The organism is Kribbella sp. NPDC048837 (genome assembly GCF_055586945.1).
This window is the reverse complement of sequence record NZ_JBVJHF010000003.1, coordinates 319,409-342,168: the sequence shown is the minus strand read 5'-3', so window position 1 is coordinate 342,168 and position 22,760 is coordinate 319,409. Positions and strand designations below refer to the sequence as shown.

Genomic DNA, 22,760 nt, shown 5'->3' with positions numbered 1-22,760 from the left:
GAGCGCGTCCGGTCTTGCGCCGGGCGCGCTTTTGAGACATTGTGCTGACACTTCTACAACGATTGACCTTGACCGGGATGGCGTGGCGGCTTCCGATGTCGCCCCTGCTGTGCCAGAACGGTCTGCGGCGAAGTCTGTTGTGGTGTTGGTTTTAGTTGTACCGTGTGCGAAATCGGAGATGCTTAACGCCGTTAAGTAACTCGGAACCGTCGGCGTCGTACCCCTGCGGCGTCGCTTTCGGGAGGTGGAATACATGCCTGCTCATGTTCCGAACGCCGGTCTGTCCCGGCGCGAACTGCTCAAGCGGACCGGTGGTCTGGCCGCGCTCGCCGCGTTCACCGCGGCCTGCGGCGGGAATACCGGCCGGCCGGCGACGTCCGGCGACGGCGGAGGCGGCGGAGCGAAGGTCAATCTGGCCCAGTGGTACCACCAGTACGGCGAAGCCGGCACCCAGCAGGCGGCGACGAAGTACGCCAAGGCCTACACCGACGCGAACGTCGCGGTCCAGTGGACGCCGGGTGACTACGCCAGCAAGCTCGCCTCCGGCCTGCTGTCCAGCAAGGGTCCGGACGTGTTCGAGAGCCAGTTCAACATCGGCATGGTGAAGAGCAACCAGGTGGTGCCGCTGGACGACATCATGGCCGACGTCAAGGACGACTTCCAGCCGGGCGACCTGGCCACCAACACCCTCGACGGCAAGATCTACGGGATCCGGATGATCGTCGACCCGCAGGTCATCTACTACAAGAAGAGCCTGCTGGACAAGGCCGGGATCAAGCCGCCGGAGACGATCGACGACCTGATCGCGGCGGCCAAGGAACTCACCACGAACAAGGTGAAGGGCATCTTCGTCGGCAACGACGGCGGCAACGCGATGGGCGGTCCGGCGCTGTGGTCGTCCGGTGGGGAGTACCTGACCGACGACAACAAGCCCGGCTTCACCGGCGATCGCGCGGCCAAGGCCTTCGGCAAGCTGCACGAGCTGTACGCCAGCAAGAGCATCCTGCTCGGGGCGCCCACCGACTGGTGGGACCCGACCGCGATCAACCAGGGCCTGGTGGCGATGCAGTGGATCGGCATGTGGGCGGTGCCGGGGATGCAGAAGGCGCTCGGTGACGACATCGGCGTCATCCCGTTCCCGAAGCTCGACGCGGAGAGCAAGCCGGCCGTGTACTCCGGCGGCTGGACCCAGTTCGTGTCCGCGAAGAGCGCGAACGTCGACGCGGCGAAGAAGTTCGTCAAGTGGCTGTGGATCGACAAGGAAGACTTCCAGGAGGACTGGTCGCTGAACTACGGCTTCCACATCCCGCCCCGCAAGAGCCTCGCGGCCAAGGCCGCGAAGCTGCAGAGCGGTGTCGCGGCCGACACGGTCAAGCTGACCCAGGACTTCGGCCACACCGACAACCCGTCCTGGACCCCGAAGATGGGTACGGCGTTCGGCGACATGCTCACCAACATCATCAAGAAGGGAGCCGACCCCGCCGCCGAGATCACGAAGGCCGAGAAGACCGTCAACGAAGAACTCTCGCGGTTGTTCGGATGAGCGCTTCGGTCAAGACTCCCCGGACCACGGACCCCGCCGCCACTGGTGAGCGGCGGGGTTCCCGGCGGCGCAAGGGCATCGCCGGGAACACGATGGCGTTCTGGCTGTTCGTCGGGCCGTTCGTGGTCGGCCTGCTGATCTTCTCCTACCTGCCGATCATCTGGAGCCTGGTCCTCAGCTTCTTCGAGGCCTACAACACGGTCACGCCGTCGAAGTTCGTCGGGCTGCAGAACTACATCGACATGCTCACCGACCACAACTTCCTGTCCAGCCTCGGCACGTTCACGATCTTCGCGGTGTTCATCGTGCCGCTGACGTTCGTCCTGTCGCTGGCCCTGGCGTTGCTGGTCAACCAGGTGAAGATCGCGCGGGCGTTCTTCCGGTCGGTGTTCTTCCTGCCGACCGCCTGCTCCTACGTGGTGGCGTCGCTGATCTGGCGGCTGTCGATCTTCAACGGCGTCCGGTTCGGATTGGCGAACACGGTGCTCGGGTGGTTCGGCATCGACGGGATCGCATGGCTGTCGACGGTGGATCCGCCGTGGTACTGGATCCCGATCGTGACGGTCCGGCTGTGGCTGCAGCTCGGGTTCTACATGATCCTGTTCATCGCCGGTCTGCAACGGATCTCGCCGACGCTCTACGAGGCGGCGTACGTCGACGGGGCGAAGCCGGGGTGGCAGGTGTTCCGGTACATCACGTTGCCGCAACTGCGGGCGACGTCGGTCGCCGTACTGATCCTGAACCTGATCGCGGCGTACCAGGCGTTCGACGAGTTCTACAACCTGGTCGGCAACGTGAACTACGCGCGGCCGCCGCTGGTCTACCTGTACGGGATCTCCCTGGGGTCGATCCAGGACCTCGGCCACGGCTCCGCCGGTGCGCTCATCCTCGCGGTCATCATCATGCTCGTGACACTGCTGCAGAGCCGGATCTTCGGCTTCGGAAAGGCGGGTGACTGATGGCTGTCGCCGAGCGTACGACGGGAACCCCCCAGCCGATCGGCTTCAACCGCAGCGCGATGGGCCGCGTCGGCCTGGTGCTGCGCTGGGTCGCGCTGTTCGTCGCGGTGGTGCTGTTCCTGCTGCCGTTCTACCTGATCCTGCGCAACGCCCTGTCCACCGAGGCCGACATCACGGCACCGGACTGGACGCTGTTCCCCGCGCATCTGCAATGGGGGAACATCACGGAGCTGTTCAACGACACCGAGGTCCCGATGGCGCGGGCGCTCTACAACTCCGCCGTCGTCGGAGTCCTGGGCACCGCCGGACAGTTGCTGCTGGCATCGATGGCCGGCTACGGGCTGGCCCGGATCCCGTACCGGCACGCGGACAAGATCTTCTACGCGATCGTCGCGACCTTGATGATCCCGGCCGCGGTCACCTTCATCCCGAGCTTCATCGTCGTCTCGTCCCTGGGCTGGGTCAGCTCGCTCCGCGGCCTGATCATCCCGACCCTCTTCAGCGGCTTCGCGGCGTTCCTGTTCCGCCAGTACTTCCTGGGATTCCCCAAGGAACTGGAGGAGGCGGCGCGGGTCGACGGTGCCGGCCACTTCGGTGTCTTCTGGCGGATCGTCGTACCGAACTCCCTGCCGTTCTTCGCGGCGCTCGCGGCGATCACCTTCATCGGCAACTGGAACTCGTTCCTCTGGCCCTTGGTGATCGGCCAGGACTCGTCTTCCTGGACCGTCCAGGTAGCGATGTCGACGTTCGTGACGGCCCAAACCATCAACATCCACGAACTCTTCATGGCCGTAGCGGTCTCCATCCTCCCGCTGGTCCTGATCTTCGCCTTCCTCCAGCGCTACCTGATCCAAGGCGTCACCCAGTCCGGCATCAAGGACTGAAATCGGACACCGCTTCGCGGCGGCTGTTCCTTTGGCCGCCTCCGGCGGCGCGCGAACCGTCCACCCGCACCCGGCGAGCGACTCCTGTGCGGGTGAAAGCTCCGGCGGGGAGTCCACCAGGCTCCCCGCCGGTCAACCACAAGCGGACACCGCTGCGCGGCCGCTGTTCCTTCGGCCGCCTCCGGCGGCGCGCCAACCGTGGACACGGACCAGCGCACTCGGCAAAGGAAACGCCGTGCGTCGAGCCCAGCGTGCTCGGCGAGCGAGTGCCGGGAAGGGAGCCGCGAGTGGATCGTCGCGGACGCAATCAGCGGCCGAAGCCGCCGATGGTCTGGCTAGCCGCTGGCACAAAGCCACACGGCTGCGGCGCTTTCAAGTGGCCTTCGGCGAGTTCTACAGACCGTCCAGTCGCCTGGCCATCGCGTCGAGTGTCGGCCAAGGAGGGCCTTCGCGCAGTGCGCGCAGGAATTCGTGTCCGAAGCGCCTGCCGTTCGGGAACTGGTCGCCAGCGTCCCAACGCCACGCTGCGACCATCGCGAGGACGAGCTGCCGGCACTCGTCCAGCAGTCCTTGGTCAACGCCCGGGTAGTGCTCGCAGACCGCCTCGGGGACATGGGCGAGATCGAACTCGACGGGTCCACGGCAGCATGTCTCGAGGTCGATGAACAACGGGCCGTTCTTCGTGCTGAGCAGATTGCCTGGATGCGGTTCGCCGTGAAGCAGCTGCTCCGCGGCGCCGCGGTCGTCGATCGCCCGTCGCAGGCTTTCCAGTCTGCTGCTGAGGAACACCCGGTCTGCGTCGGCGAGCTCCGGCGAGAGATCCGGGTTGGCGACGATTTCTTCCGCCTCCGCGATTCGATCCGTGAACCTCGGGCTCGCCACATCAACCTTGCGCATGCCGGCGTGCAGCCGCTCCAGCGCCTTGGCGTAGTCGACTGGTGAGACGTGAGGTGTCACGGGCTCGTAGTAGACCCACAGCGTCACTGCGAAGCCATCGCGCTTGTGCACAACCGGGTCCACCCGAGGCTCCAAGGCGCCTACCGGGGATCCGACCTCGGCGAGCCGTTGAGCGAGCTCGACTTCGAGCTGTGCAACCTCTTCCCCCACAGGGGCGACCCGGGCAAAGACGTCGCATGGCGTCAGCCGCAGCGCCAGCTTGTTCGAGTTGTGGAGAACTATTGCGTCGTTCACTGGCAGCTCGAGCGATTCGGCAACCGAAGTCGCAGCCGCGATCGCACGCGTGACGTCGGACATCTCCATAGCTCGGTCAGGCTACCTTCGTGATCTCCTTCTGTCCCGCGTATTTCGCGGAGCCGCGGCAGCCGAGAGAGCGCTGCGCAACCGGGTGCCGTCGTACAAGCCGCCATGCGTGACGGCGGAGAAGTGTTGGGAAAATCCCAACGGTTTTGTTAGGGTTGGGGCATGGATCAGCAGCTGGCGGCGGTGGGGGAGCGCATTCGTGCGCGGATGCCTGCTGGGCTGAGTCAGCGGAAGCTTGCGGCGGCAGTGGAGATGGCACCGGACGCGCTGTCTCGTGCTCTGAATGGGCAGCGTGGGTTCTCCTCGGTCGAGTTGGCGAGTATCGCGGAGGCGCTCGGGGTGGGGTTGCATTGGCTGATCACTGGTGAAGAGGACCCGCTGCGCGTGGATGTCGCGGCCCGGCACGCTTGGGACGCGTTGCGTGCGGAGCGCGTGAATCCCGGTCGTGAGGCCGACGATGCGGTGATCCAGAAGGTCATCGCGGTGTACCACGAGGCGTATCCCGACGGTCCGCCGAGTTCGCGGGAGCTTCCGAGCGAGCCAGAGGTGCTGCGTGGGCAGTTGGAGGACGGCTTTGTCCGGCGGATCGCGGAGTTGGTCGAGAAGACTTTTGCGATCGACGTTATTCGCGTGCCCGAGCTGTCGACCGACTACTCGCTGCGGATCGGCAGCCGTTCGATCATCCTGCTGGTGAGTACGACGAGTTGGTTCCGCAACAACTGGTCCGTGGCGCATGAGTTGGGCCATCTTGCGCTCGGACACCATGCCGGTGATGCCGTTGACGTGACGAACGAACGTCCGGCCAACGACTTTGCCGCAGCCATGCTGCTGCCCGAGGCTTGGATGCGCCGGATCAAGTGGGCACGGCTTGATGAGCGAGGCCTCGCCGAGATCATCTGGGGAGCCGGCGTCTCCGCCGAAGCGTTGCGAAATCGCCTCCGCGAGCTACGCATCAAGCCTGGGGCTGTGGTGGACGCCTCGCTCAAGCAGCCCACGCAGCGCCTTTTGCGTCCGCACGCGAAGGCGATCGCCGGCTCGGATCCGGACGTCGATCCCCTGGTGGAGCGAGAGACCGAGTCGACCGGGCGAAAGTTCCCACTGCATGTGCTCTCGGATCTGTCGCACCGGGTTGGAGCAGGTCAGGCCGATCCGTACGTGCTCGCGTGGGCCATGGGTGTCACAGTCGACGAGATCGATTTTCCCGAGCCGGATGAGGAATTGGCGGCGACGGAGTACGAAGAGCTGCTGGCCGCGCGACCCAGTGCGCATGAATGGGCGGAGCGGCTGGCGTTCGAGCGTGGACAGACTGGCGCTGACGGTTGAGCGCCGATTTCACTGGCGGCGGATCAACAAGCAAGAGGCTCGCGAGCTGCAGTCGTTTACCTGCACGGTTGCATGGCCGTGTACGCCGGGCGGACGGAGAGAGCCGCAACACCCGCGTCCCTGGGAGTGGCAGGCCCAGCGACATCTCCGTCAGCTGACGCAACACCTACGTGAGGGCGACGTTGCGCTCGTGGGGTGCGACGAGGAAGGCTTCGTCGGCGCCGCGCTGCATCTGTCTTGTGCGGCGAGTGGCGACCTGTTGGTTGTGGAGGTCAAGGTCGGCGCGGTGAGTATGCGGTATCGGCACCAGCGGGGTCTGTTCCTGGGAGACGAGCTCGTCGACGTTGCGCGAGCGACCGCGATCGACGAAGTCAGGCGGATTGGTGCGTCGGCGCTGAGTTCTTTGGGTTACGTCCGCGAACGGAACCTGGCGAGCACCTACATGGCGATGCGGGCTGGAGCGGAGCCGCAAGGGATGCCAGATGAGCGTGGCTACCAGGTATGGCGCTATGACGCCGATGTGCCCCCATCCGGCTGATCGGTCGGCTGTTCGCCAATCTCGCTGCTCGGCGATTCGATTGTTGAGTGGCGAGAAGGATGCCGCTGAAGGCACCCGGTGGGGTGGCAGGGTTGGGGGGTGGATGACGTGATCAGGGCTGGGTGGTTGAGGTTGCGGGGGTTTACGACGGCTGATGTTGGGTGGGTGTTCGAGGTTTCTCAGGATCCGGCGGTGCAGCGGTTTGTGCAGGTGCCTTCGCCGTACCTGATGGAGCATGCTCGGTTCTTTGTGGAGTGCCTGGCGATCGAGAAGGTGGCTCGTGGGGAGCGGGCTGAGTTTGTGGTTGAGGATGCCGGGTCGGGGGAGCGGCTGGGGCGGGTTGGGTTGGGGATGGGGGCTAACGCGTCGGCGGAGATTGGCTATTGGGTTGCGCCGGGGGCTCGGGGGCGAGGGGTGGCGCCGGAGGCGGTGCGGGCTGTTTGCCGGTGGGCGTTCAGCGTGAAAGGGCTGGAGCTGATCGAGTGGCGGGCCGAGGTGGGGAACGAGGCGTCGCGGCGGGTTGCGGTGAAGGCGGGCTTCCGGATGGAGGGGGAGTTGCGGAAGCGGCTGGTGCATCGCGGGGAGCGGGTGGATGCGTGGGTGGGTTCGCTGCTCAAGGACGAGGCGGTCGGTTAGCGGTGGGACCAGAAGAGGGTGTGGCCTCCGTCGCCTTCGGGGATGTAGTTCTCGGAGTCGACTGGGAGGCCGGCTTGGGTTAGCCAGGATCGGTTGGTGGTGGCGTCGGTGTGGCTCCACCACATGGGAGCTCCGCCGTCGAGCCAGTTGTCCTCGGTGCCGGTCAATGCGCTGTGGCCGGTCGTGCAGAGGAACAGGCCGCCGGAGCGGAGCCAGGTCGCGATCTTGTGCAGCAGTTGCTGTCGTTCGTACAGCGGGATGTGGATCACCACGGCGTCGAACTACTTCGGCTGGGAAGTCCAGCGTCGTGGCGTCGGCGTTGATGAACTCGGCCTGCGGGACGAGCTCACGAGCGCGGCGGATCTGCACCTCGCTAGTGGCGACACCGGTGACATGGTGTCCCGCGGCTGCGAGGTCACGGGCCATTGGTACGGCGCTCCCGCAGCCGGCGTCGAGGACCCGACAGCGTGCAACGGAATTTGTTACAGAGGGCCCGAGATGGTGAGTTGGTGGCCTTCGGGGAGGGTGAGGGTGAAGGTTCGGCGGTGCCAGGGGGTGTTGGTGGGTCGAGTGGAGGTTGTGAGGCCGGCCGCCACGGCCGCGGCGTACAACGGGTCGACTGGTACGCCGACTTCTAAGGTGAGGGTGGTTGGGGGGATCTCGGCGGTGGTGCGTTGTACGTCGAGGCCGCTGGCGCCGTTCCAGGGGGTGAAGCCCAGGGACGCGAACTCTGGCTCGGGGTCGCCGAACTGGAAGTGGGTGTGGAGGCCGAGCAGGTTGGTCAGGAGGGTGACTGTGGCGGTCACGTCGCGGACCTGCAGGAGGGGGCGGACGGCGAAGGTTGTCGGGTCGGTGGGGGCAGCGGCGCGGGCCATGATGACGGACTGGGCTATCTCGCCGTTGTGGGTTCGGGGGAGGCGGCCGACGAGGTCGAGGCCGGCGTGGCGGGCTACGCCGATGGAGCGGGTGTTGCGGGAGTCGATCCAGGCCTCGATGCCGGCGATGCCGGGTTGGGCGAGGAGGTGGTCGACGACCGCACGGGCTGCCTCGCTCATCAGGCCGGCGCCCCAGTGGTCGCGGTTCAGGTACCAGCTGATTCCGCGGATCGGGGTGCCCTGGTCGGAGAAGACGCCGATCACGCCGACGGCGGTCGTGTCGGGCCGGATCCGCAGTACCCAGGTCCAGCCGCCGTTGTCGCCGAACTCCCGCTCCAGCCGGTCGAGGCTCTCATCCGGGCTGCGACTCGCGCTGGAGTAGCCGGCACGCGCCCACTCGGGGTCGGCGAACATAAGGTGCAGCGCGCCGAGGTCGCGGGTCGCGTCGTACGGCGCCAGGTCGAGCCGGCGCGTCGTCAGCTCAGCAGGTCGAGTCTGCCCGCGGTGCATCTCCATCGCCCCAGTCTGCCCAGCCCCGAGGGCCAGCCTCACGAAGGCGACTGGGGGACGCCCATGGAGGTGAGGCGGGTGGGGTCGCTGACGGAGGTGATTTCGGTGATGCGGCCGTTGACGATGGTGCAGGCCATGACGCCGAGTAGGTGGCCGTTGGCGCCGTACGTGACGATGCCGGGCTCGCCGTTGACGAGGGCGGCGCGGGCGGTCACGGTGGCGCGGGCGCCGCGCTGGACCCGCTCGGCGACCTCGGCGGCGCCCTGCCGGACGACGAGGCCGCGGCGGGTGTGGGAGTGCCACGTCACGTCCGGGTCGAGCAGTCGCAGCAGACCTTCGAAGTCCCCTTCGCGGGCGGCCGCGAGGAACGCGTCGACCACCGCGCGCTGCCGCGGCTCGTCGGACGGGCGCTGTGTGCCCTGGATCTTCCGGCGGGCCCGGCTGGCGAGCATCTTGGTGGCGTCCGCGGACTTGCCGATGATCTGACCGATCTCCGCGAACGGCACCGCGAACAGGTCGTGCAGTACGAACGCCAGCCGCTCACTAGGACCGAGAGTGTCGAGCACCACCAGCAACGCCACCCCGACCGACTCCGCCATCAGCGCGTCGTCCTCGGGGTTGTCCTCGATCACCACGAAATCCGGCAGCTCGTCGTCGTACGACGCCTCGGGCCGGGTCTTGCGGGACCGCAGTACGTCGATGCAGACCCGGCCCACCACCGTCGTGAGCCAGCCGTTCAGGTTGTCGATCGAGCTCGCGTCCTGGCGGGCCAGCCGCAGCCAGGCCTCCTGTACGGCGTCCTCCGCGTCGGCCCGCGATCCGAGCATGCGGTGGGCGACCGCCACCAGCCGCCCCCGCTGCTCCTCGAACGCCGCCGCCAGGGCGTCTCCGGTCATGGGGTTACCTTCCTCGAGCGATGTCCGTCATACCCATGACGAGGACCGGCCCGCCGAGGTAACCGGAGACCGCTACTCCGCGATCTGGTAGGTCGGGGTGATGATCGCCCGGGCCAGGGTGTGGAAGGCCAGGTTGAAGCTGACCACGGCCGGGGTGGCGTCGGCGTCCACGTCCAGGGCCTCGACGTCGATCGCGTGCACGACGAAGTAGTAGCGGTGGACCTGGTCACCGGCCGGCGGGGCCGCGCCGCCGAAGTTCTTGGTGCCGAAGTCGTTGCGGACGTGGAACGCACCGTTGTCCAGACGGTCGGTCGCGCCGGCGCCGGTGGGCAGCTCGGTGACGGTCGCGGGCAGGTTGACCAGCAGCCAGTGCCAGAACCCGGACGGGACCGGGGCGTCGGGGTCGAAGCAGGTGACGACGAAGCCCTTCGTCTCGGCCGGGAAGCCGGACCAGCTCAGCTGTGGCGACTTGTTCCCGCCGGCGAAGGCCTGGTCGTCGGACAACTGCTCGCCGCCGGCGACGTCGGTACTGGTGACGGTGAAGGAACCCGCCTTCGGGAGCAGTTCGTACGGGTCCGGGGCGACGGGTCGATCGAGCGACATCTGGATCCTCCGGGATCTCGCGACGTGTGGTGATTCCGACATTACTGTCCACCGGAACCGGACTCGTCCCGGGGCACGGGTCGGAGGATGCGAAGATCGGGGCAGCGGGACCGGTCGCACCGCGGACAGGCGGCCGGCAACGAACTGGAGGAGCGCGGTGGAGCAGTACCTGGACCGGATCGGACCGGCGGACGAGGTCGCGATGCGCGCGGCCACCGAGCGGCAGGCCCGGTTGACGAAACCGGCCGGTTCCCTCGGCGTGCTCGAGGAGCTGTCGGTCCGGGTGGCCGGGATGACCGGCAGTTGCCCGCCCGCGGTGCCGGCACCGGCGGTGGTGACCGTCTTCGCCGCCGACCACGGCGTGCACGCGCAGGGGGTCTCGCCCTGGCCGCAGGAGGTGACCGCCGCGATGCTGGCGAACTTCGCCGCCGGCGGTGCCGCGGTGAACGCCTTCGCGGCGAACAACCGCGTCGACGTCCGCGTGGTCGACGTCGGCGTGGCCACGCCCGTGGACGAGCTCGACATCGTGCACGCGAAGGTCCGGCCCGGTACGCGCGACCTGTCCACGGAGGCCGCGCTCACCGAGGACGAGGCTCGCGCGGCGATCGCGGTCGGCCTCGACCTGGCGGACACGCTCGTCAAGGACGGCTACCGCTGCCTGCTCACCGGCGACATGGGAATCGCGAACACCACCGCGAGTGCCGCCCTGATCGCGACCTTCACCGGCTCGACCGCCGACGTGGTCACCGGCCGCGGCACCGGCATCGACGACGCCATACTGGCCCACAAGACCGCGATCGTGCGGTCCGCTCTCGCTCTGCACGACGTACCGGCCACCGATCCGCTCGGTGCACTCCAGGCGTACGGCGGCCTCGAACACGCGGCGTTGGCCGGGTACATCCTGGGCGGCGCGGCCAACAAGGTGCCGGTGATCCTGGACGGCGTGATCGCGGGCGCCGCCGCGCTCGTCGCGCAGGCGTTCCACCCAGCGGTGATGGACTACTGCGTCGCCGGTCACCGATCCGCCGAGCCGGGCCACGCGGTCGCGCTGAAGACCCTCGGGCTGCAGCCGCTGGTCGATCTCGATCTGCGGCTGGGCGAGGGGACGGGCGCCGTACTCGCGTATCCGATCCTGACCTGCGCCGTCCGCGCCCTGGCCGAGATGGCGACGTTCGAGTCCGCTGGGATCACCTCGTGACAAGTCAGTACCTGTCCGGTCTGGTCCTCGACGGGCGGCGCGTGGTCGTCGTCGGAGGCGGCGGAGTCGCGCAGCGGCGGCTGCCCCGGCTGCTCGAGGCGGGCGCCCGGATCGACCTGATCTCCCCGTCGATCACGCCGACGATCGAGGGTCTCCTCAGCAACCCGTCGCTCACCTGGATCGAGCGCGGCTACGCGGACGGCGATCTCGACGGCGCCTGGTACGTCGTGGTCGCGACCGACGACACCGCCGTGAACGACCGGGTCTCGGCGGAGGCCGAGGAACGGCGGATCTTCTGCGTCCGGTCCGACGACCGTTCGCGGGCGACGGCGTGGACGCCCGCGTCGGGGCAGCACGATCACGTGACCATCGGCGTACTCGGTGGTGGCGATCACCGGCGGTCGGCCGCGGTCCGGGACGCGATCCTGGAAGGGTTGCGGACGGGGGAATTGGGAGCGCGCGAGGTCGACAAGCACCCCGGTGTGTATCTGGTCGGCGGGGGACCGGGCGATCCGGATCTGATCACGGTGCGCGGGCGGCGGTTGCTGGCCGAGGCAGATGTGGTGGTGGCGGATCGGCTCGCACCGCAGCCGTTGCTGGACGAGTTGCACCCGGATGTCGAGTTGTTCGACGCGGCCAAGCTCCCGCGCGGGCGCGCGGCTCAGCAGGAGGAGATCAACCGGATCCTGGTGGATCGCGGCCGGCAGGGAAAGGTCGTCGTACGGCTGAAGGGCGGCGATCCGTACGTGTTCGGCCGCGGCTTCGAGGAGGCGCTGGCCTGCGCGGAGGCCGGGGTTCCGTGGACGGTCGTGCCGGGGATCACCAGCTCGATCTCGGTGCCGGCGGTGTCGGGGATCCCGGTCACGCATCGCGGGGTGACGCACGAGTTCACGGTGGTGTCGGGGCACATCCCGCCGTCGCACCCGGATTCGCTGATCAACTGGGACGCGTTGGCTCAGCTGAGCGGCACGCTGGTGCTGCTGATGGCGGTCGAGAACCTGCCGGCCATCACCGAGCGGCTGATCGCGGGCGGCCGGCCGGCGACGACTCCCGCCGCGGCGATTGCCGACGGCACCCTTCCCGGCCAGAAGATGGTGACGTCGGACCTGGCCGGGATCGCCCGGGCGATGAAGGAAGCGGGTGTCGGAGCCCCGGCGATCGTTGTCATCGGCAACGTGGTCGACGTCGCGGCGCAGGTGCGATGAGTCGACTGGTCCCGTTGGAGGATCCGGCGGATCCGCGGCTGGCGGATTACGTGCAGCTGCGGGAGGTGAATCTGCGTCGCCTGCTGGAGGAGGAGCACGGACTGTTCATTGCCGAAGGCGACAAGGTGATCCGTCGCGCCGCCGACGCCGGGTACGAACCGCGGTCGTTCCTGCTCGCGTCCCGCTGGCTGGACTCGCTCAAGGACGTGCTGGCGAAATGGCCCGACACCCCGGTGTACGTCGTCTCCGAGGAGCTGGCCGAGCACGTCACCGGGTTCCACGTGCACCGCGGCGCGCTGGCGTCGTACAAGCGTCGTGCTGCCGTGCCGCTGGCCGAGCTCCTGCGCGGCGCGCCCCGGCGGATCGCGATCTTCGACGACATCGTCGATCACACCAACGTCGGCGCCGGGTTCCGGGCGGCCGCGGCGATGGGTGTCGAGCTCGTGCTGGTGACGCCGACCTGCGCGGATCCGCTGTACCGGCGGTCGATCAAGGTCTCGATGGGCACGGTCTTCCAGGTCCCGTGGACGCGGCTGGAGAGCTGGCCCGGAGATCTCCAGCTCCTGCAGGACAGCGGGTACGTCGCCGCCGCGTTCGCACTCACCGACGACTCGATCACCCTCGACGACCTCGCCGCCCGCCACGACGAGCGGCTCGCACTGATCTTCGGCACCGAGGGGCACGGCCTCAAACCGCACGTGCTCGACAAGGCAGACCTCACCGTGCGCATCCCGATGGCCGGCGGCGTCGACTCCCTCAATGTGGCATCCTCGGCAGCAGTCGCCTTTTACGCAACGCGGCCTTAGGGGGAGCCATGCGTACGACGGAACGCCTGGTACTGCGGCCGTTTCGGGACGAGGACCTGGAGCCGTGGGCCGCGTTGAACGCGGACCCGGAGGTGACCGAGTTCCTTGGGGAGCCGCTGAGCCGGGAGGAGTGCGACCGGACCGCGGCCGATATCAACGAGCAGTACGCCGCCGAGCGGATCGGGTTCCTCGCGGTCGAGCGTCGTACCGATGGGGCGTTCCTCGGCGCGGCCGGGCTGACCCGTGAGCAGTGGTACCCCGACGATCTCGAGATCGGCTGGCGGCTCGCCCGCGAATACTGGGGTCAGGGCTATGCGACCGAGGCGGCGGCGTCCTGGCTGGACTACGGGTTCACCGCCCTGAGCCTGCCGCGGATTATCGCGGTGACCGACACGCCGAACGTCCGTAGCATCGCCGTCATGCGCCGGCTCGGGATGAGCTTCGACCACGAGGCGGTCCTGGCGGAGGACGGCGTCGAGTTCGGCGCGACGATCTACTCATTGACGGCGGAGGCATGGAGCGCAGCCCGAAAGTAGTCCTGGTCACCGGTCTGCAGGCCGCGGGTAAGTCGACGGTCGCACCGCTGCTCGCCGCGCGCCTCGGTCCACCGGCGGCGACGCTGGACGGGGACGTGTTCTATCGCGGCGTGGTCGCCGGGGCCGAGATCATGACACCGGAGCCGTCCGCGGAGGCCGTGCGGCAGTTGGAGCTGCGGTACGACGCGACCGCGCTGGTCGCGCAGCACTATGCGGATGCCGGGTTCGACTTCGTCTGCAGCGACATCATGCTCGGTGAGCACGTCGAGAAGTGGTTCGCCGGCCTGCGTGGGGTGGACACGTATCTCGTCGTGCTGACCCCGTCGGTCGAGTCGATCGTGGAGCGGGAGATCGGTCGAGGCGGCAACAATTCGTACCGCGACTGGGGCCCGTCGCTGGAGGACGGCGTCCGGGCGTTGCAGTCAGGGCTCGAGGAGATCCCGCGCCGGGGCCTGTGGCTCGACACCACCGGACAGACCCCGGAGCAGACCGTCGACATGATCCTTGCGGACCTGGAGAAGGCCCGCTGGTAGACCGTCAGGTCGCGGGGGTGTCCTCGTGGGCGTCCTCGTGCTCGATCATCGGGGAGACCGGCCAGTCGGACGGGTAGTCCGGCGCCAGCTCCTCGGCCTCGCCGAACAGACGCTTGCGGTACTTGCGGGAGAGGCGGTCGCCGAAGACCGTGCCCTTGGTGTGGTCCGTCTCGTGCTGCAGGCAGCGGGCGAGCAGGCCGTCGCCCTCGAAGCTGACGGGCTCGCCGTGCTGGTCGACGCCGGTGACCCGGGCGAAGTCGGGGCGGGCGCACTTGGTGAACGCGCCCGGCAGCGACAGGCAGCCCTCGTCGCCCTCGTCCAGGTGGCGGTCCTTGCCCTCCGGAAGCTCGATCACCGGGTTGCAGACGACGCCCTGGACCCGGTTGCCCTCCTTGTCCGGGCAGTCGAACACGAACACCTGCAGGTCCACGCCGACCTGGTTCGCGGCCAGGCCGACACCCTCGGCCGCGTTCATCGTCGCGACCATGTCGGCGACCAGCGTCTGCAGCTCGTCGCCGAAGTCGGTGACCGGCTGGTTGACCCGGTGCATGACGTCCTCACCCCACCGGGTGATGGGCCGCACCGAACCGTTCTCAGGCAACGTAGACATGCCGGAAATCCTAGCCGGACACCTTTGCGTCCGGAGAACCGTGCGCCACGGCACGGCTCTCCGGACGCGCGGGGACTACTTCGCGTTCAGCTCGTCGCGCCAGGCGACCCATTCGCGCAGCAGGCCCAGGTCGTAGTCCGGGCCGGAGGCATGCACGGTGAACAGCCGGGTGCCGACGTCGAGAAGCGACTTGCCGATCTCCTCGGGCGTCTTGGTGCCGACCGCGGTCGAGCGCTCGATCTCGCCCGGGTCGCGGCCGATCGTGCGGCAGTGCTCGTCCAGGACGGCGTGCTTGTGCGCGATCGTCTCGGCGTCGCCGAAGCCGTGCCAGATGTGCGCGTGCTGGGCGACCAGCTTGAGCGTCTTCTTCTCGCCGCCGCCGCCGATCAGCACCGGGATGTCCCGGGTCGGCTTCGGGTTCAGCTTGGCCCAGCGCTGCTCGATCCGCGGCAGCGCCTCACCGAGGGCGTCCAGCCGGCCGCCCGCCGTACCGAAGTCGTAGCCGTACTCGTCGTAGTCCTTCTCGAACCAGCCCGAGCCGATGCCGAAGATCAGCCGGCCGTCGCTGATGTGGTCGACCGTGCGGGCCATGTCGGCGAGCAGGTCGGGGTTGCGGTAGGAGTTGCAGGTGACCAGGGCGCCGATCTCGACCCGCTCGGTCGCCTCGGCCCAGGCGGCGAGCATGGTCCAGCACTCGAAGTGCAGGCCCTCGGGCTCGCCGCTCAGCGGGTAGAAGTGGTCCCAGTTGAACAGGACATCGACACCGATCTCCTCGGCCGCGGCGGCGGTCCGCCGGATGTCGGCGTACTGGGCGTGCTGGGGCTGGAGCTGCAGGCCGATCCGTACCGGGAAGGCGGCGTACGGGCGGTCGGTGGACTCGGAATCTGTCATGGTGGTGATCCTATCCGGCGTTGCGGAGGGTCCTCCGGATCGCCCCGGATAGCGGACCACGAGGGGGTACGGCGGGATGCCGGACGAGAGCGGGATCGACGAGTTCGCGCGGCTGTTCACGGGCTTCCTGGAGCGGATGCAGTCGCCGCGGCCACGGGCCGGCCGGGAGAGCCTGCGAGAGCGGTTGCGGGCGCATCTGGGCGCGGATCCCGAGCAGGTGCCGGTGGTGTCGTCGAGCTTCCCGTCGTACGACCTGCCGAACGTGCAACGGGCGATCGAGGCGTGGTTCGACGAGTTCGAGGTGCTCGGGCTGGCCGGGTCGAACCGCGGCCACCACTCGCTCGGTGAGTTGCTCGAGCTGGCCGAGTACGACCGGTTCGGGATCGGCGCGGTGGACTACCAGCGGCTGCAGATCGACGTCGACGAGGAGATGGACTGCGTCGCCTTCGGGTTCTACCTCGGCGTCCACGGCCAGGACCGGTACGTCGCTCTGTTGCGCGCGGCGAACCCGCAGTACGGGCGGTCCAGCGTCGACCTCGAGGTGCTCGCACCGGAGAAGGACGCGGGTGACCGCTTCCTGAGTGCTCTCCCGGAGCTGATCCGCGAGCACAACGTGTTCCGGGGCAAGGTGGTGTCGTTCGAGGGCCACGAGTTCGGGCAGGGCGTGGGTCCGTTCCGGCTGCACCCACGGCCCGGGATCAGCCGGCAGGACGTCGTACTGCCCGAGGGGGTGCTGGAGCGGGTCGAGCGCGAGGTCGTCGGCATCGCGGAGCACCGCGAGGCTCTGCTGAGTGCCGGCCAGCACCTGCGCCGCGGTGTGCTGCTGTACGGGCCGCCGGGGACCGGGAAGACCCACACCGTGCGCTACCTGTTGTCGCGGCTGCCGGAGTTCACGGTCGTCCTGCTGGCGGGGACGAGCATCCACTTCATCTCGCAAGCATGTTCGCTGGCACGGATGCTGCAGCCGGCTCTCGTCGTCCTCGAGGACTGCGACCTGGTCGCCGAGGCTCGCGACTTCTCGCGCGGGATGGAGAATCCGCTGCTCTTCCAGGTGCTCAACGAGATGGATGGGCTGGCGGAGGACGCGGATGTCGCGTTCCTGTTGACGACGAACCGCGCCGACCTGCTGGAGCCGGCCCTGATGCAGCGGCCGGGCCGGGTCGACCTCGCGGTGGAGGTGCCGCTGCCCGACGCCGAGGGCCGAGCCCGTCTGCTGTCGCTCTACGGGCCGAACCTGGACGTGCCACCCGAGGTAGTCGCTCAGACCGAGGGCACGACGGCTTCGTTCATGAAGGAGCTGGTACGGCGGACTGTGCTGCTCGCCGCTGAGTCGGGAGTGGCTCCAACCGCGGACCACCTCCGCGACGCGGTGGCCGAGCTGCTGTCCTCACGGGACGCGTTGACCCGGCGCCTCCTCGGCGCCACCAACGGAGACGTGCCCGACTACGACCCCGGACCGCCTGCCATGCCAGGCGTCTACCCTGGGCCGGTCAGCTGAAGTAGTTCGCCATGTAGCCCAGCATCTGAGCCACACCCGTCTGAATCGTGGGCTCCTGATCGGCCGGCAGGCCTTCGCTCCGGTAGTCGAGCCGGGTCCGTCCGTCGCCCAGATCCCGCAGGCGCACGCTGATCTCCTCGGCCGGCTCGTCGAAGCGGAGCTCGACGCTGCGCGGCAGGTCGACCGCGCCGAAGCGCAGACTGAACGGCACCTCGACCTCGCCCTCGCCGATGAAGACGGCCGAGATGAGTCCGCCGGGGCGGGCGTCGATGGCGACCCGGTCCACCGGGGTGGTGAAGCCTTCGGCGACGAACCACGCCGCGAACGGCTCCGGCTCGGTGAAGGCCCGGGCGACCTCGGTGGGCGGTGCGTCGATGGTCTGGGTGAGGGTGAACATGTCGCGGACCTCCTGGAATCGGGCTGACTCCAGTACTGTGCCGCGACCGGTTTACGGAATCTTTCCGGTCGGCGTTCGGGTCAGTTCGGCCGGGGGACTGCGGTCGTGCCGGCGAGGCGGAGGCTCCAGATCGGGAAGAGCAGGTAGATGCCTGCCCAGCTGAGGCCGCCGAGGTAGGTCCAGGCAGGCGCGGTGTTCATGTCGTCGAGACCCATGGCGATGCCGGGTGCGTTGACGAAGCCCAGCAGCATCACGACGCCGGCGATCAGGCCGGCTGTCCGCAGCCGGCTGGGCAACGGTTCGTCGGAGCGCCGGTTGACGGCGACCAGCCAGATCCCGATCACCGCGAACCCGAGGCCAGACACCAGGCCGGCGAGAAAGTACCCGGTCGCGTCGGTCAGGACCAGGATCGAGCCGACGACGGTGATCACGGCGCCGAGCGCCGCAATGCCGACGAACGCGCGCCCAGCGGTCAGTCCGGCCTGGTGGCAGCGCCAGGCCAGCGCGGCGCTGAGCAGCCCCAGTACGCCGTTGCCGACGTCGTTGATCGGGCCGAACGCGCCGGCGCCGAGGTAGAGCAGGATCAGGCAGAAGCAGGTGGCGAGGCCGACGATCCCATGGACGATCGCCACCCTGCCCAGACTTGGTTCGGACTCAGCCATCGTTGCCCCCTGTACGACCAGACTGTCCTCCCAGGGGAGCCCGGCTGACAACTACGGGTGGCGGGCGAACAGCTGGTTGAGCTCGGCCTGGGGGATCTGGTCGGCGGCGAAGCTGATGGTGCCCTTCGTGGCGAGTTCCTCCGCGCTGCGGCGGACGAAGCCGAGGGCGGCCCGGGCGATGCTGCCGCCGAGGCTGATCCGGGCGACGCCGGCGGACTGCAGGTCGGCCACGGTGAGAGTCGACGTACCCAGGCCCATCACGACGTTCAGCGGGCCGTCGATCTCGCGGACGAGTGTGCGGATGGTGTCGAGGTCGTTGACACCAGGCACATAGAGGCAGTCGGCGCCGGCTGCGCGGAAGCGGTTGGCGCGGTCGATCGAGTCGCTGAGCGACGTTGGCGTACGCAGCAACTGGCCGTCGGTCCTGGCGGTCAGCACGAAGTCGTCGCCGGCCGCCTCGCGCGCCGCGACGATCCGCTCGACGGACAGCTCGGCGTCGTACAGCTCCCGACCGTCGTAGTCCTCGATGTTCCCGCCGGCCAGCCCGGCCTCGCGGGCCAGGGCGATCGTGTCCGCGACCTGCTCGGGCTCTGCGCCGTACCCGTCCTCGAGGTCGCCGTTCACCGATACGGCGCTCACCGCGGTGATCTCGCGGATCCGCTCGACCATCACCTCCCGCGACACCGACGGCGCGCCATCGGGCAGCGTGTGATCCCCCTTCGCCAAGGAGAACGCGATCCCGGCACTCGTGGTCGCGATCGCCGGAAACCCGGCCGCCGCCAGCAACATCGCGCTGCCGGCATCCCAGGCGTTCGGCATCACGAAGTGACCGCTGTGCAGGTCGCGAAAACTCGTCATACCGCCGAGTCTGTCACCTCGTCAGTTCGGCCCCCGCCGAACTCAGCCTTGACTCTTCGAGAGCCCTCCAGCGGCTGCTTCGTCCAGTAACCAAAGGGTGCGCTCGAGGCCACGCGGGCTCGCCGCGGGGACGTCGCCGCCAGACAGCGCTTTGGCGACGGCGTCTGCCTTGTCCTCGCCGGAGACGACGAACCAGACCTCGCGGGCCCGGTCGATGGCCGGGAGAGTGAGGGACACCCTGGTCGGCGGGGGCTTGGGGGAGTCGTGGACCGCGACCGCGGCGACGTCGGTGATCTTCACCTGGGGAAAGCCCGGGAAGAGCGACGCCACATGGCCATCGGGACCGACGCCGAGCATGAGTACGTCGAACGTCGGTACGCCGTCCCGATCCCCGGCACCCATGGCCGCGGCCAACTCGGCCGCGTAGGACGACGCTGCCGCCTCGGCGCCCTGGCCCGTGTCCGCCGGCATGGGGTGGACCCGGGCCGGGTCCACGTCCACGTGCGAGAGCAGAGCGTCCCGCGCCTGCGTCTCGTTGCGGTCCGGATCGCCGTCGGGCAGGAAGCGCTCGTCACCCCACCAGAACTCGACCCGGCGCCAGTCGATCGCGCTCCGGGCCGGCGACTCCGCGACGGCCCGGTGGACGACGGCCGCGACGCGACCACCGGTCAGCACCACCTGCGCGACCCGACCGTTGCTCTGGGCATCGATCAGCGCGGTGATCAGGCGTGCCGCGACGGCGTGGGCCAGGCCCTCGGCGTCGCGGTTCAGCAGGACGGACGGGGTGCTCATGAGCGCCCCGCCACCCGCTTGCCCGCCGTCTTCTTCACCGCGGCCTTCGAGGTCCCGGTCTTCGTGGTCCCGGCCTTCTTGGCGACGGTCTTCCTGGCCGCAGTCTTCTTCGCTGCCGCCTTGCGTACGGTCGCCTTCTTCGCCCCGGACTTCCCGGCCGCAACCTTCGCGGCCGCCTTCTTCGCCGGAGCCGGCGAGGCTCCGGCCGTCCGGGCCGCCGCCCTGGACACCGCGGACTGCACCGACCGCCGGTCGACCGCGTCGACCTTCTTCTCGGCTTCCGGCATGTTCTCCCGGACGACCATGCACGCCAGCGTCTTCGCGTACACGTCGTCCGGGTCGAGCCGCCGCAGCTCCTCGCTCAGCAGCTCGGACGTCGTACGGCGCTTCAACGCCACCGGCCGGTCCGGCTGCCCCGGGATGCTGAACGTCGCCACCGAGCCATCCGGCCGGGTCAGCGCGATCGGTCCCGACGGCGTGAACATGCGTACGGCGGTGACGCCCGGACCACGCGAGTTCTTCTGCTCGACCGGGACGCCCAGCCGGCACTGCAGCCACGCGGCCATCAGGTCCGCACTCGGGTTGCCCTTCGCCGACACGACCTCGGCGCCCGTCACCTTGGTCGGGTACTGGTCCAGGGCAGCCGCCATCAGCGCGCGCCACGGGGTCAGCCGGGCCCAGGCGAAGTCGGTGTCGCCGGGTTTGTAGCCCTCGGCCCGCGCGGTGAAGTCGACCGATGCGCGACGGGTCGCGGCCGCGTCGGTCACCCGGCGCCGGCCGAGCCGGCCCAGCGGGTCGTCGGCCGGAACCTTCGGCCCGCCACCCGGCCACCAGACGACGACGGGCGAGTCGGGCAGGAGCAACGGCGTCACCACGGACTCCGGCACCTTGGCCAGCTCACCGTGCAGCCGGAGCAGCACGGCCTCGCCGGGGATGCCCTCGCCGATCCGCACCTCGGCGTCCAGGCTGGACGCACCCCGGCCGGGGCGCAGGATCGCGACCAGAACGCGGGACGGGTGTTCGCGACCGGCCTCGTTCGCGGCCTTCATCGCGTCGTGGTGGGACGCCTCGTCGACGACCACCACGATCGTGCCGACCATGCCCATGGCCGGCGAGCCGGCGTTCCGGCGGGCCCGCAGCAGCGCCGACGCGATCTCGCTCGACGTCGTGTCGGTGAGGTCGATGATCATGGCCGCCTCCAGGCGCGTCCGTCGCGGGCGAGCATCTCGTGGGCGGACGGCGGACCCCAGGCACCCGGCTCGTACTGCTCGGGCTTGCCGTGCTCGGCCCAGTAGTTGATCACCGGGTCGAGGATCTTCCAGCCCAGCTCCACCTCGGTGTGCTGCGGGAACAGCGGCGGGTCGCCGAGCAGGACGTCGAGGATGAGCCGCTCGTACGCCTCGGGCGAGGACTCGGTGAACGAACCGCCGTACTGGAAGTCCATGTTCACGTCGCGGATCTCCATCGCGGTGCCGGGCACCTTCGCGCCGAAGCGCATGGTGATGCCCTCGTCCGGCTGGATCCGCAGGACCAGCGCGTTCTGGCCGAGCTCCTCGGTCTCGGTCTTGCTGAACGGCAGGTGCGGCGCGCGCTTGAACATCACCGCGACCTCGGTCACCCGGCGGCCGAGGCGCTTGCCGGTCCGCAGGTAGAACGGCACACCGGCCCAGCGGCGGGTGTCCACGTCGACGCGCAGCGCGGCGAAGGTCTCGGTCGCGGAGGACGCCGGGATGCCGTCTTCCTGCAGGTAGCCCTTCACCTTGGTACCGCCGGCCCAGCCCGCCGCGTACTGACCGCGGGCCGAGTGCAGGTCCAGACGCTCGGGCAGTTGCACCGCGGCGAGGACCTTCTTCTTCTCCTGGCGCAGCGACCAGGCGTCGAAGCTGACCGGCTCCTCCATCGCGACCAGCGCGAGCAGTTGGAGCAGGTGGTTCTGGATCACGTCGCGGGCCGCGCCGATGCCGTCGTAGTACCCCGCCCGGCCGCCGATGCCGATGTCCTCGGCCATCGTGATCTGGACGTGGTCGACGTAGTGGCTGTTCCACACCGGCTCGAACATCGCGTTGGCGAACCGCAGCGCCAGCATGTTCTGGACGGTTTCCTTGCCCAGGTAGTGGTCGATCCGGAAGACCGCCTCGGGCGGGAACACCGACTCGACCACGCGGTTCAGCTCCCGCGCGCTCTTCAGGTCGTGTCCGAACGGCTTCTCGATCACCACTCGCCGCCACGATCCCGGGAGATCGTCGGTCAGCCCGTGCTCGGACAGTTGCCGCACGACCTCCGGGAACAGGCCCGGCGGGATCGACAGGTAGAAGGCGTGGTTGCCACCGGTACCGCGGGTGACGTCCAGCTCGTCCACGGTCTCCCGCAGCCGCTTGAACGCCTCGTCGTCGGTCAGGTCACCCGGCACGAACCGGAAGCCCTCGGCGAGCTGCTGCCAGACCTCCTCGCGGAACGGGGTCCGGGCGTGCTCCTTCACCGAGTCGTGCACGATCTGGGCGAAGTCCTGGTTGGTGTAGTCGCGGCGGGCGAACCCGACCAGGGCGAACCCCGGGGGCAGCAGCCCCCGGTTCGCCAGGTCGTAGACCGCCGGCATCAGCTTCTTGCGGGCCAGGTCGCCGGTGACCCCGAAGATCACCAGGCTGCACGGCCCGGCGATCCGCGGCAGCCGCCGGTCCTGCGGGTCCCGCAGCGGGTTCACCGGGCCGGCCGGCCCGTCGTCGAGCTCAGCGGTCATCAGCCGCTTC

Annotated in this window: 25 protein-coding genes and 1 pseudogene; 12 read left to right on the top strand and 14 right to left on the bottom strand. The window is 68.9% G+C overall.

Going from position 1 to position 22,760, the window contains the following annotated elements; translation table 11 throughout:
• The first annotated feature begins 253 nt into the window (after positions 1–253).
• Genes ACZ6O0_RS17260 through ACZ6O0_RS17250 form a run of 3 tightly spaced genes read left to right on the top strand, consistent with a single transcriptional unit; the run spans position 254 to position 3,386 of the window.
• Positions 254–1,543, top strand: coding sequence for an ABC transporter substrate-binding protein (locus ACZ6O0_RS17260; protein WP_465765894.1), 1,290 nt, complete (start codon positions 254–256; stop codon positions 1,541–1,543).
• Complete coding sequence (locus tag ACZ6O0_RS17255) at positions 1,540–2,502, top strand: carbohydrate ABC transporter permease (protein ID WP_465765893.1); 963 nt, start codon at positions 1,540–1,542, stop codon at positions 2,500–2,502. The genes ACZ6O0_RS17260 and ACZ6O0_RS17255 overlap by 4 nt, the downstream gene beginning before the upstream one ends.
• On the top strand, positions 2,502–3,386 hold the full coding sequence (locus ACZ6O0_RS17250) for a carbohydrate ABC transporter permease (protein WP_465765892.1): 885 nt from the start codon (positions 2,502–2,504) through the stop codon (positions 3,384–3,386). The genes ACZ6O0_RS17255 and ACZ6O0_RS17250 overlap by 1 nt, the downstream gene beginning before the upstream one ends.
• A 393-nt stretch (positions 3,387–3,779) precedes the next feature.
• On the opposite strand, the gene ACZ6O0_RS17245 is transcribed toward ACZ6O0_RS17250, so the two are convergent.
• The gene (locus tag ACZ6O0_RS17245) at positions 3,780–4,646 is read right to left on the bottom strand and encodes a phosphotransferase family protein (RefSeq protein WP_465765891.1); all 867 of its coding nucleotides are present in this window, start codon (positions 4,644–4,646) and stop codon (positions 3,780–3,782) included.
• Positions 4,647–4,808: 162 nt separating this feature from the next.
• Here ACZ6O0_RS17245 and ACZ6O0_RS17240 point away from each other — a divergent pair, with 162 nt between their 5' ends.
• The 3 genes from ACZ6O0_RS17240 (at position 4,809) to ACZ6O0_RS17230 (ending at position 7,143) form a co-directional block, all read left to right on the top strand.
• On the top strand, positions 4,809–5,969 hold the full coding sequence (locus ACZ6O0_RS17240; RefSeq protein WP_465765890.1) for a helix-turn-helix domain-containing protein: 1,161 nt from the start codon (positions 4,809–4,811) through the stop codon (positions 5,967–5,969).
• A complete protein-coding gene (locus ACZ6O0_RS17235) occupies positions 5,944–6,507 on the top strand; it encodes a hypothetical protein (RefSeq protein ID WP_465765889.1) in 564 nt (187 codons plus the stop codon). Before ACZ6O0_RS17240 ends, ACZ6O0_RS17235 begins: the two co-directional genes overlap by 26 nt.
• A gap of 99 nt (positions 6,508–6,606) precedes the next feature.
• A complete protein-coding gene (locus ACZ6O0_RS17230) occupies positions 6,607–7,143 on the top strand; it encodes a GNAT family N-acetyltransferase (protein ID WP_465765888.1) in 537 nt (178 codons plus the stop codon).
• Here the strand turns inward: ACZ6O0_RS17230 and ACZ6O0_RS17225 are convergent.
• From ACZ6O0_RS17225 to ACZ6O0_RS17205, 5 genes and pseudogenes are all read right to left on the bottom strand, one after another.
• Complete coding sequence (locus ACZ6O0_RS17225) at positions 7,140–7,415, bottom strand: hypothetical protein (protein ID WP_465765887.1); 276 nt, start codon at positions 7,413–7,415, stop codon at positions 7,140–7,142. The two genes, ACZ6O0_RS17230 and ACZ6O0_RS17225, sit on opposite strands and share 4 nt — an antisense overlap.
• Positions 7,416–7,440: 25 nt before the next feature.
• Positions 7,441–7,695 (bottom strand): annotated as a pseudogene (locus tag ACZ6O0_RS17220) (class I SAM-dependent methyltransferase); the annotation flags it as partial.
• Positions 7,626–8,534 carry a GNAT family N-acetyltransferase gene (locus ACZ6O0_RS17215; RefSeq protein WP_465765886.1) on the bottom strand — a complete coding sequence of 303 codons (909 nt, stop codon included), beginning with the start codon at positions 8,532–8,534 and terminating at the stop codon, positions 7,626–7,628. The pseudogene ACZ6O0_RS17220 and the gene ACZ6O0_RS17215, both read right to left, overlap by 70 nt.
• Positions 8,535–8,566: 32 nt before the next feature.
• Positions 8,567–9,424, bottom strand: coding sequence for a sigma-70 family RNA polymerase sigma factor (locus ACZ6O0_RS17210; RefSeq protein ID WP_465765885.1), 858 nt, complete (start codon positions 9,422–9,424; stop codon positions 8,567–8,569).
• A gap of 72 nt (positions 9,425–9,496) precedes the next feature.
• Positions 9,497–10,027: a YbhB/YbcL family Raf kinase inhibitor-like protein gene (locus tag ACZ6O0_RS17205; RefSeq protein WP_465765884.1), complete on the bottom strand. Its 531-nt coding sequence runs from the start codon at positions 10,025–10,027 to the stop codon at positions 9,497–9,499.
• A gap of 157 nt (positions 10,028–10,184) precedes the next feature.
• On the opposite strand from ACZ6O0_RS17205, the gene cobT reads away from it, so the two are divergent.
• The 5 genes from cobT to ACZ6O0_RS17180 are packed head-to-tail and all read left to right on the top strand — an operon-like array spanning position 10,185 to position 14,305.
• Complete coding sequence (cobT, locus tag ACZ6O0_RS17200) at positions 10,185–11,225, top strand: nicotinate-nucleotide--dimethylbenzimidazole phosphoribosyltransferase (RefSeq protein WP_465765883.1); 1,041 nt, start codon at positions 10,185–10,187, stop codon at positions 11,223–11,225.
• The gene (gene cobA / locus ACZ6O0_RS17195) at positions 11,222–12,430 is read left to right on the top strand and encodes a uroporphyrinogen-III C-methyltransferase (RefSeq protein WP_465765882.1); all 1,209 of its coding nucleotides are present in this window, start codon (positions 11,222–11,224) and stop codon (positions 12,428–12,430) included. The genes cobT and cobA overlap by 4 nt, the downstream gene beginning before the upstream one ends.
• A complete protein-coding gene (locus ACZ6O0_RS17190; RefSeq protein ID WP_465765881.1) occupies positions 12,427–13,236 on the top strand; it encodes a TrmH family RNA methyltransferase in 810 nt (269 codons plus the stop codon). Before cobA ends, ACZ6O0_RS17190 begins: the two co-directional genes overlap by 4 nt.
• An 8-nt stretch (positions 13,237–13,244) precedes the next feature.
• Positions 13,245–13,772, top strand: a complete 528-nt coding sequence (locus tag ACZ6O0_RS17185; RefSeq protein ID WP_465765880.1) for a GNAT family N-acetyltransferase — start codon at positions 13,245–13,247, stop codon at positions 13,770–13,772.
• Positions 13,751–14,305 (top strand): P-loop nucleotide/nucleoside kinase family protein, encoded by a 555-nt coding sequence (locus tag ACZ6O0_RS17180; RefSeq protein ID WP_465765879.1) that lies wholly within the window; start codon positions 13,751–13,753, stop codon positions 14,303–14,305. The genes ACZ6O0_RS17185 and ACZ6O0_RS17180 overlap by 22 nt, the downstream gene beginning before the upstream one ends.
• A gap of 4 nt (positions 14,306–14,309) precedes the next feature.
• Here the strand turns inward: ACZ6O0_RS17180 and def are convergent, their stop codons facing one another.
• Positions 14,310–14,915, bottom strand: a complete 606-nt coding sequence (def, locus tag ACZ6O0_RS17175; RefSeq protein WP_465765878.1) for a peptide deformylase — start codon at positions 14,913–14,915, stop codon at positions 14,310–14,312.
• Between the two features lie 75 nt (positions 14,916–14,990).
• Positions 14,991–15,806: an LLM class F420-dependent oxidoreductase gene (locus ACZ6O0_RS17170; protein WP_465765877.1), complete on the bottom strand. Its 816-nt coding sequence runs from the start codon at positions 15,804–15,806 to the stop codon at positions 14,991–14,993.
• 76 nt (positions 15,807–15,882) lie between these two features.
• Between ACZ6O0_RS17170 and ACZ6O0_RS17165 the strand changes: the two genes are divergently transcribed.
• The gene (locus ACZ6O0_RS17165) at positions 15,883–17,304 is read left to right on the top strand and encodes an AAA family ATPase (RefSeq protein ID WP_465765876.1); all 1,422 of its coding nucleotides are present in this window, start codon (positions 15,883–15,885) and stop codon (positions 17,302–17,304) included.
• Here ACZ6O0_RS17165 and ACZ6O0_RS17160 read toward each other — a convergent pair.
• The 6 genes from ACZ6O0_RS17160 to zwf form a co-directional block, all read right to left on the bottom strand.
• A complete protein-coding gene (locus tag ACZ6O0_RS17160; RefSeq protein WP_465765875.1) occupies positions 17,297–17,701 on the bottom strand; it encodes an SRPBCC family protein in 405 nt (134 codons plus the stop codon). The genes ACZ6O0_RS17165 and ACZ6O0_RS17160 overlap by 8 nt on opposite strands.
• Before the next feature lie 80 nt (positions 17,702–17,781).
• Positions 17,782–18,333 (bottom strand): hypothetical protein, encoded by a 552-nt coding sequence (locus tag ACZ6O0_RS17155; RefSeq protein ID WP_465765874.1) that lies wholly within the window; start codon positions 18,331–18,333, stop codon positions 17,782–17,784.
• Between the two features lie 81 nt (positions 18,334–18,414).
• The gene (locus ACZ6O0_RS17150) at positions 18,415–19,221 is read right to left on the bottom strand and encodes an isocitrate lyase/PEP mutase family protein (RefSeq protein WP_465765873.1); all 807 of its coding nucleotides are present in this window, start codon (positions 19,219–19,221) and stop codon (positions 18,415–18,417) included.
• A gap of 42 nt (positions 19,222–19,263) precedes the next feature.
• Entirely contained in the window at positions 19,264–20,013 is a 750-nt protein-coding gene (pgl, locus tag ACZ6O0_RS17145; protein ID WP_465765872.1) for a 6-phosphogluconolactonase, read from the bottom strand.
• Positions 20,010–21,203 carry a glucose-6-phosphate dehydrogenase assembly protein OpcA gene (locus ACZ6O0_RS17140; protein WP_465765871.1) on the bottom strand — a complete coding sequence of 398 codons (1,194 nt, stop codon included), beginning with the start codon at positions 21,201–21,203 and terminating at the stop codon, positions 20,010–20,012. Before ACZ6O0_RS17140 ends, pgl begins: the two co-directional genes overlap by 4 nt.
• Complete coding sequence (gene zwf, locus ACZ6O0_RS17135; protein ID WP_465765870.1) at positions 21,200–22,750, bottom strand: glucose-6-phosphate dehydrogenase; 1,551 nt, start codon at positions 22,748–22,750, stop codon at positions 21,200–21,202. The genes ACZ6O0_RS17140 and zwf overlap by 4 nt, the downstream gene beginning before the upstream one ends.
• Between the last annotated feature and the right edge of the window lie 10 nt (positions 22,751–22,760).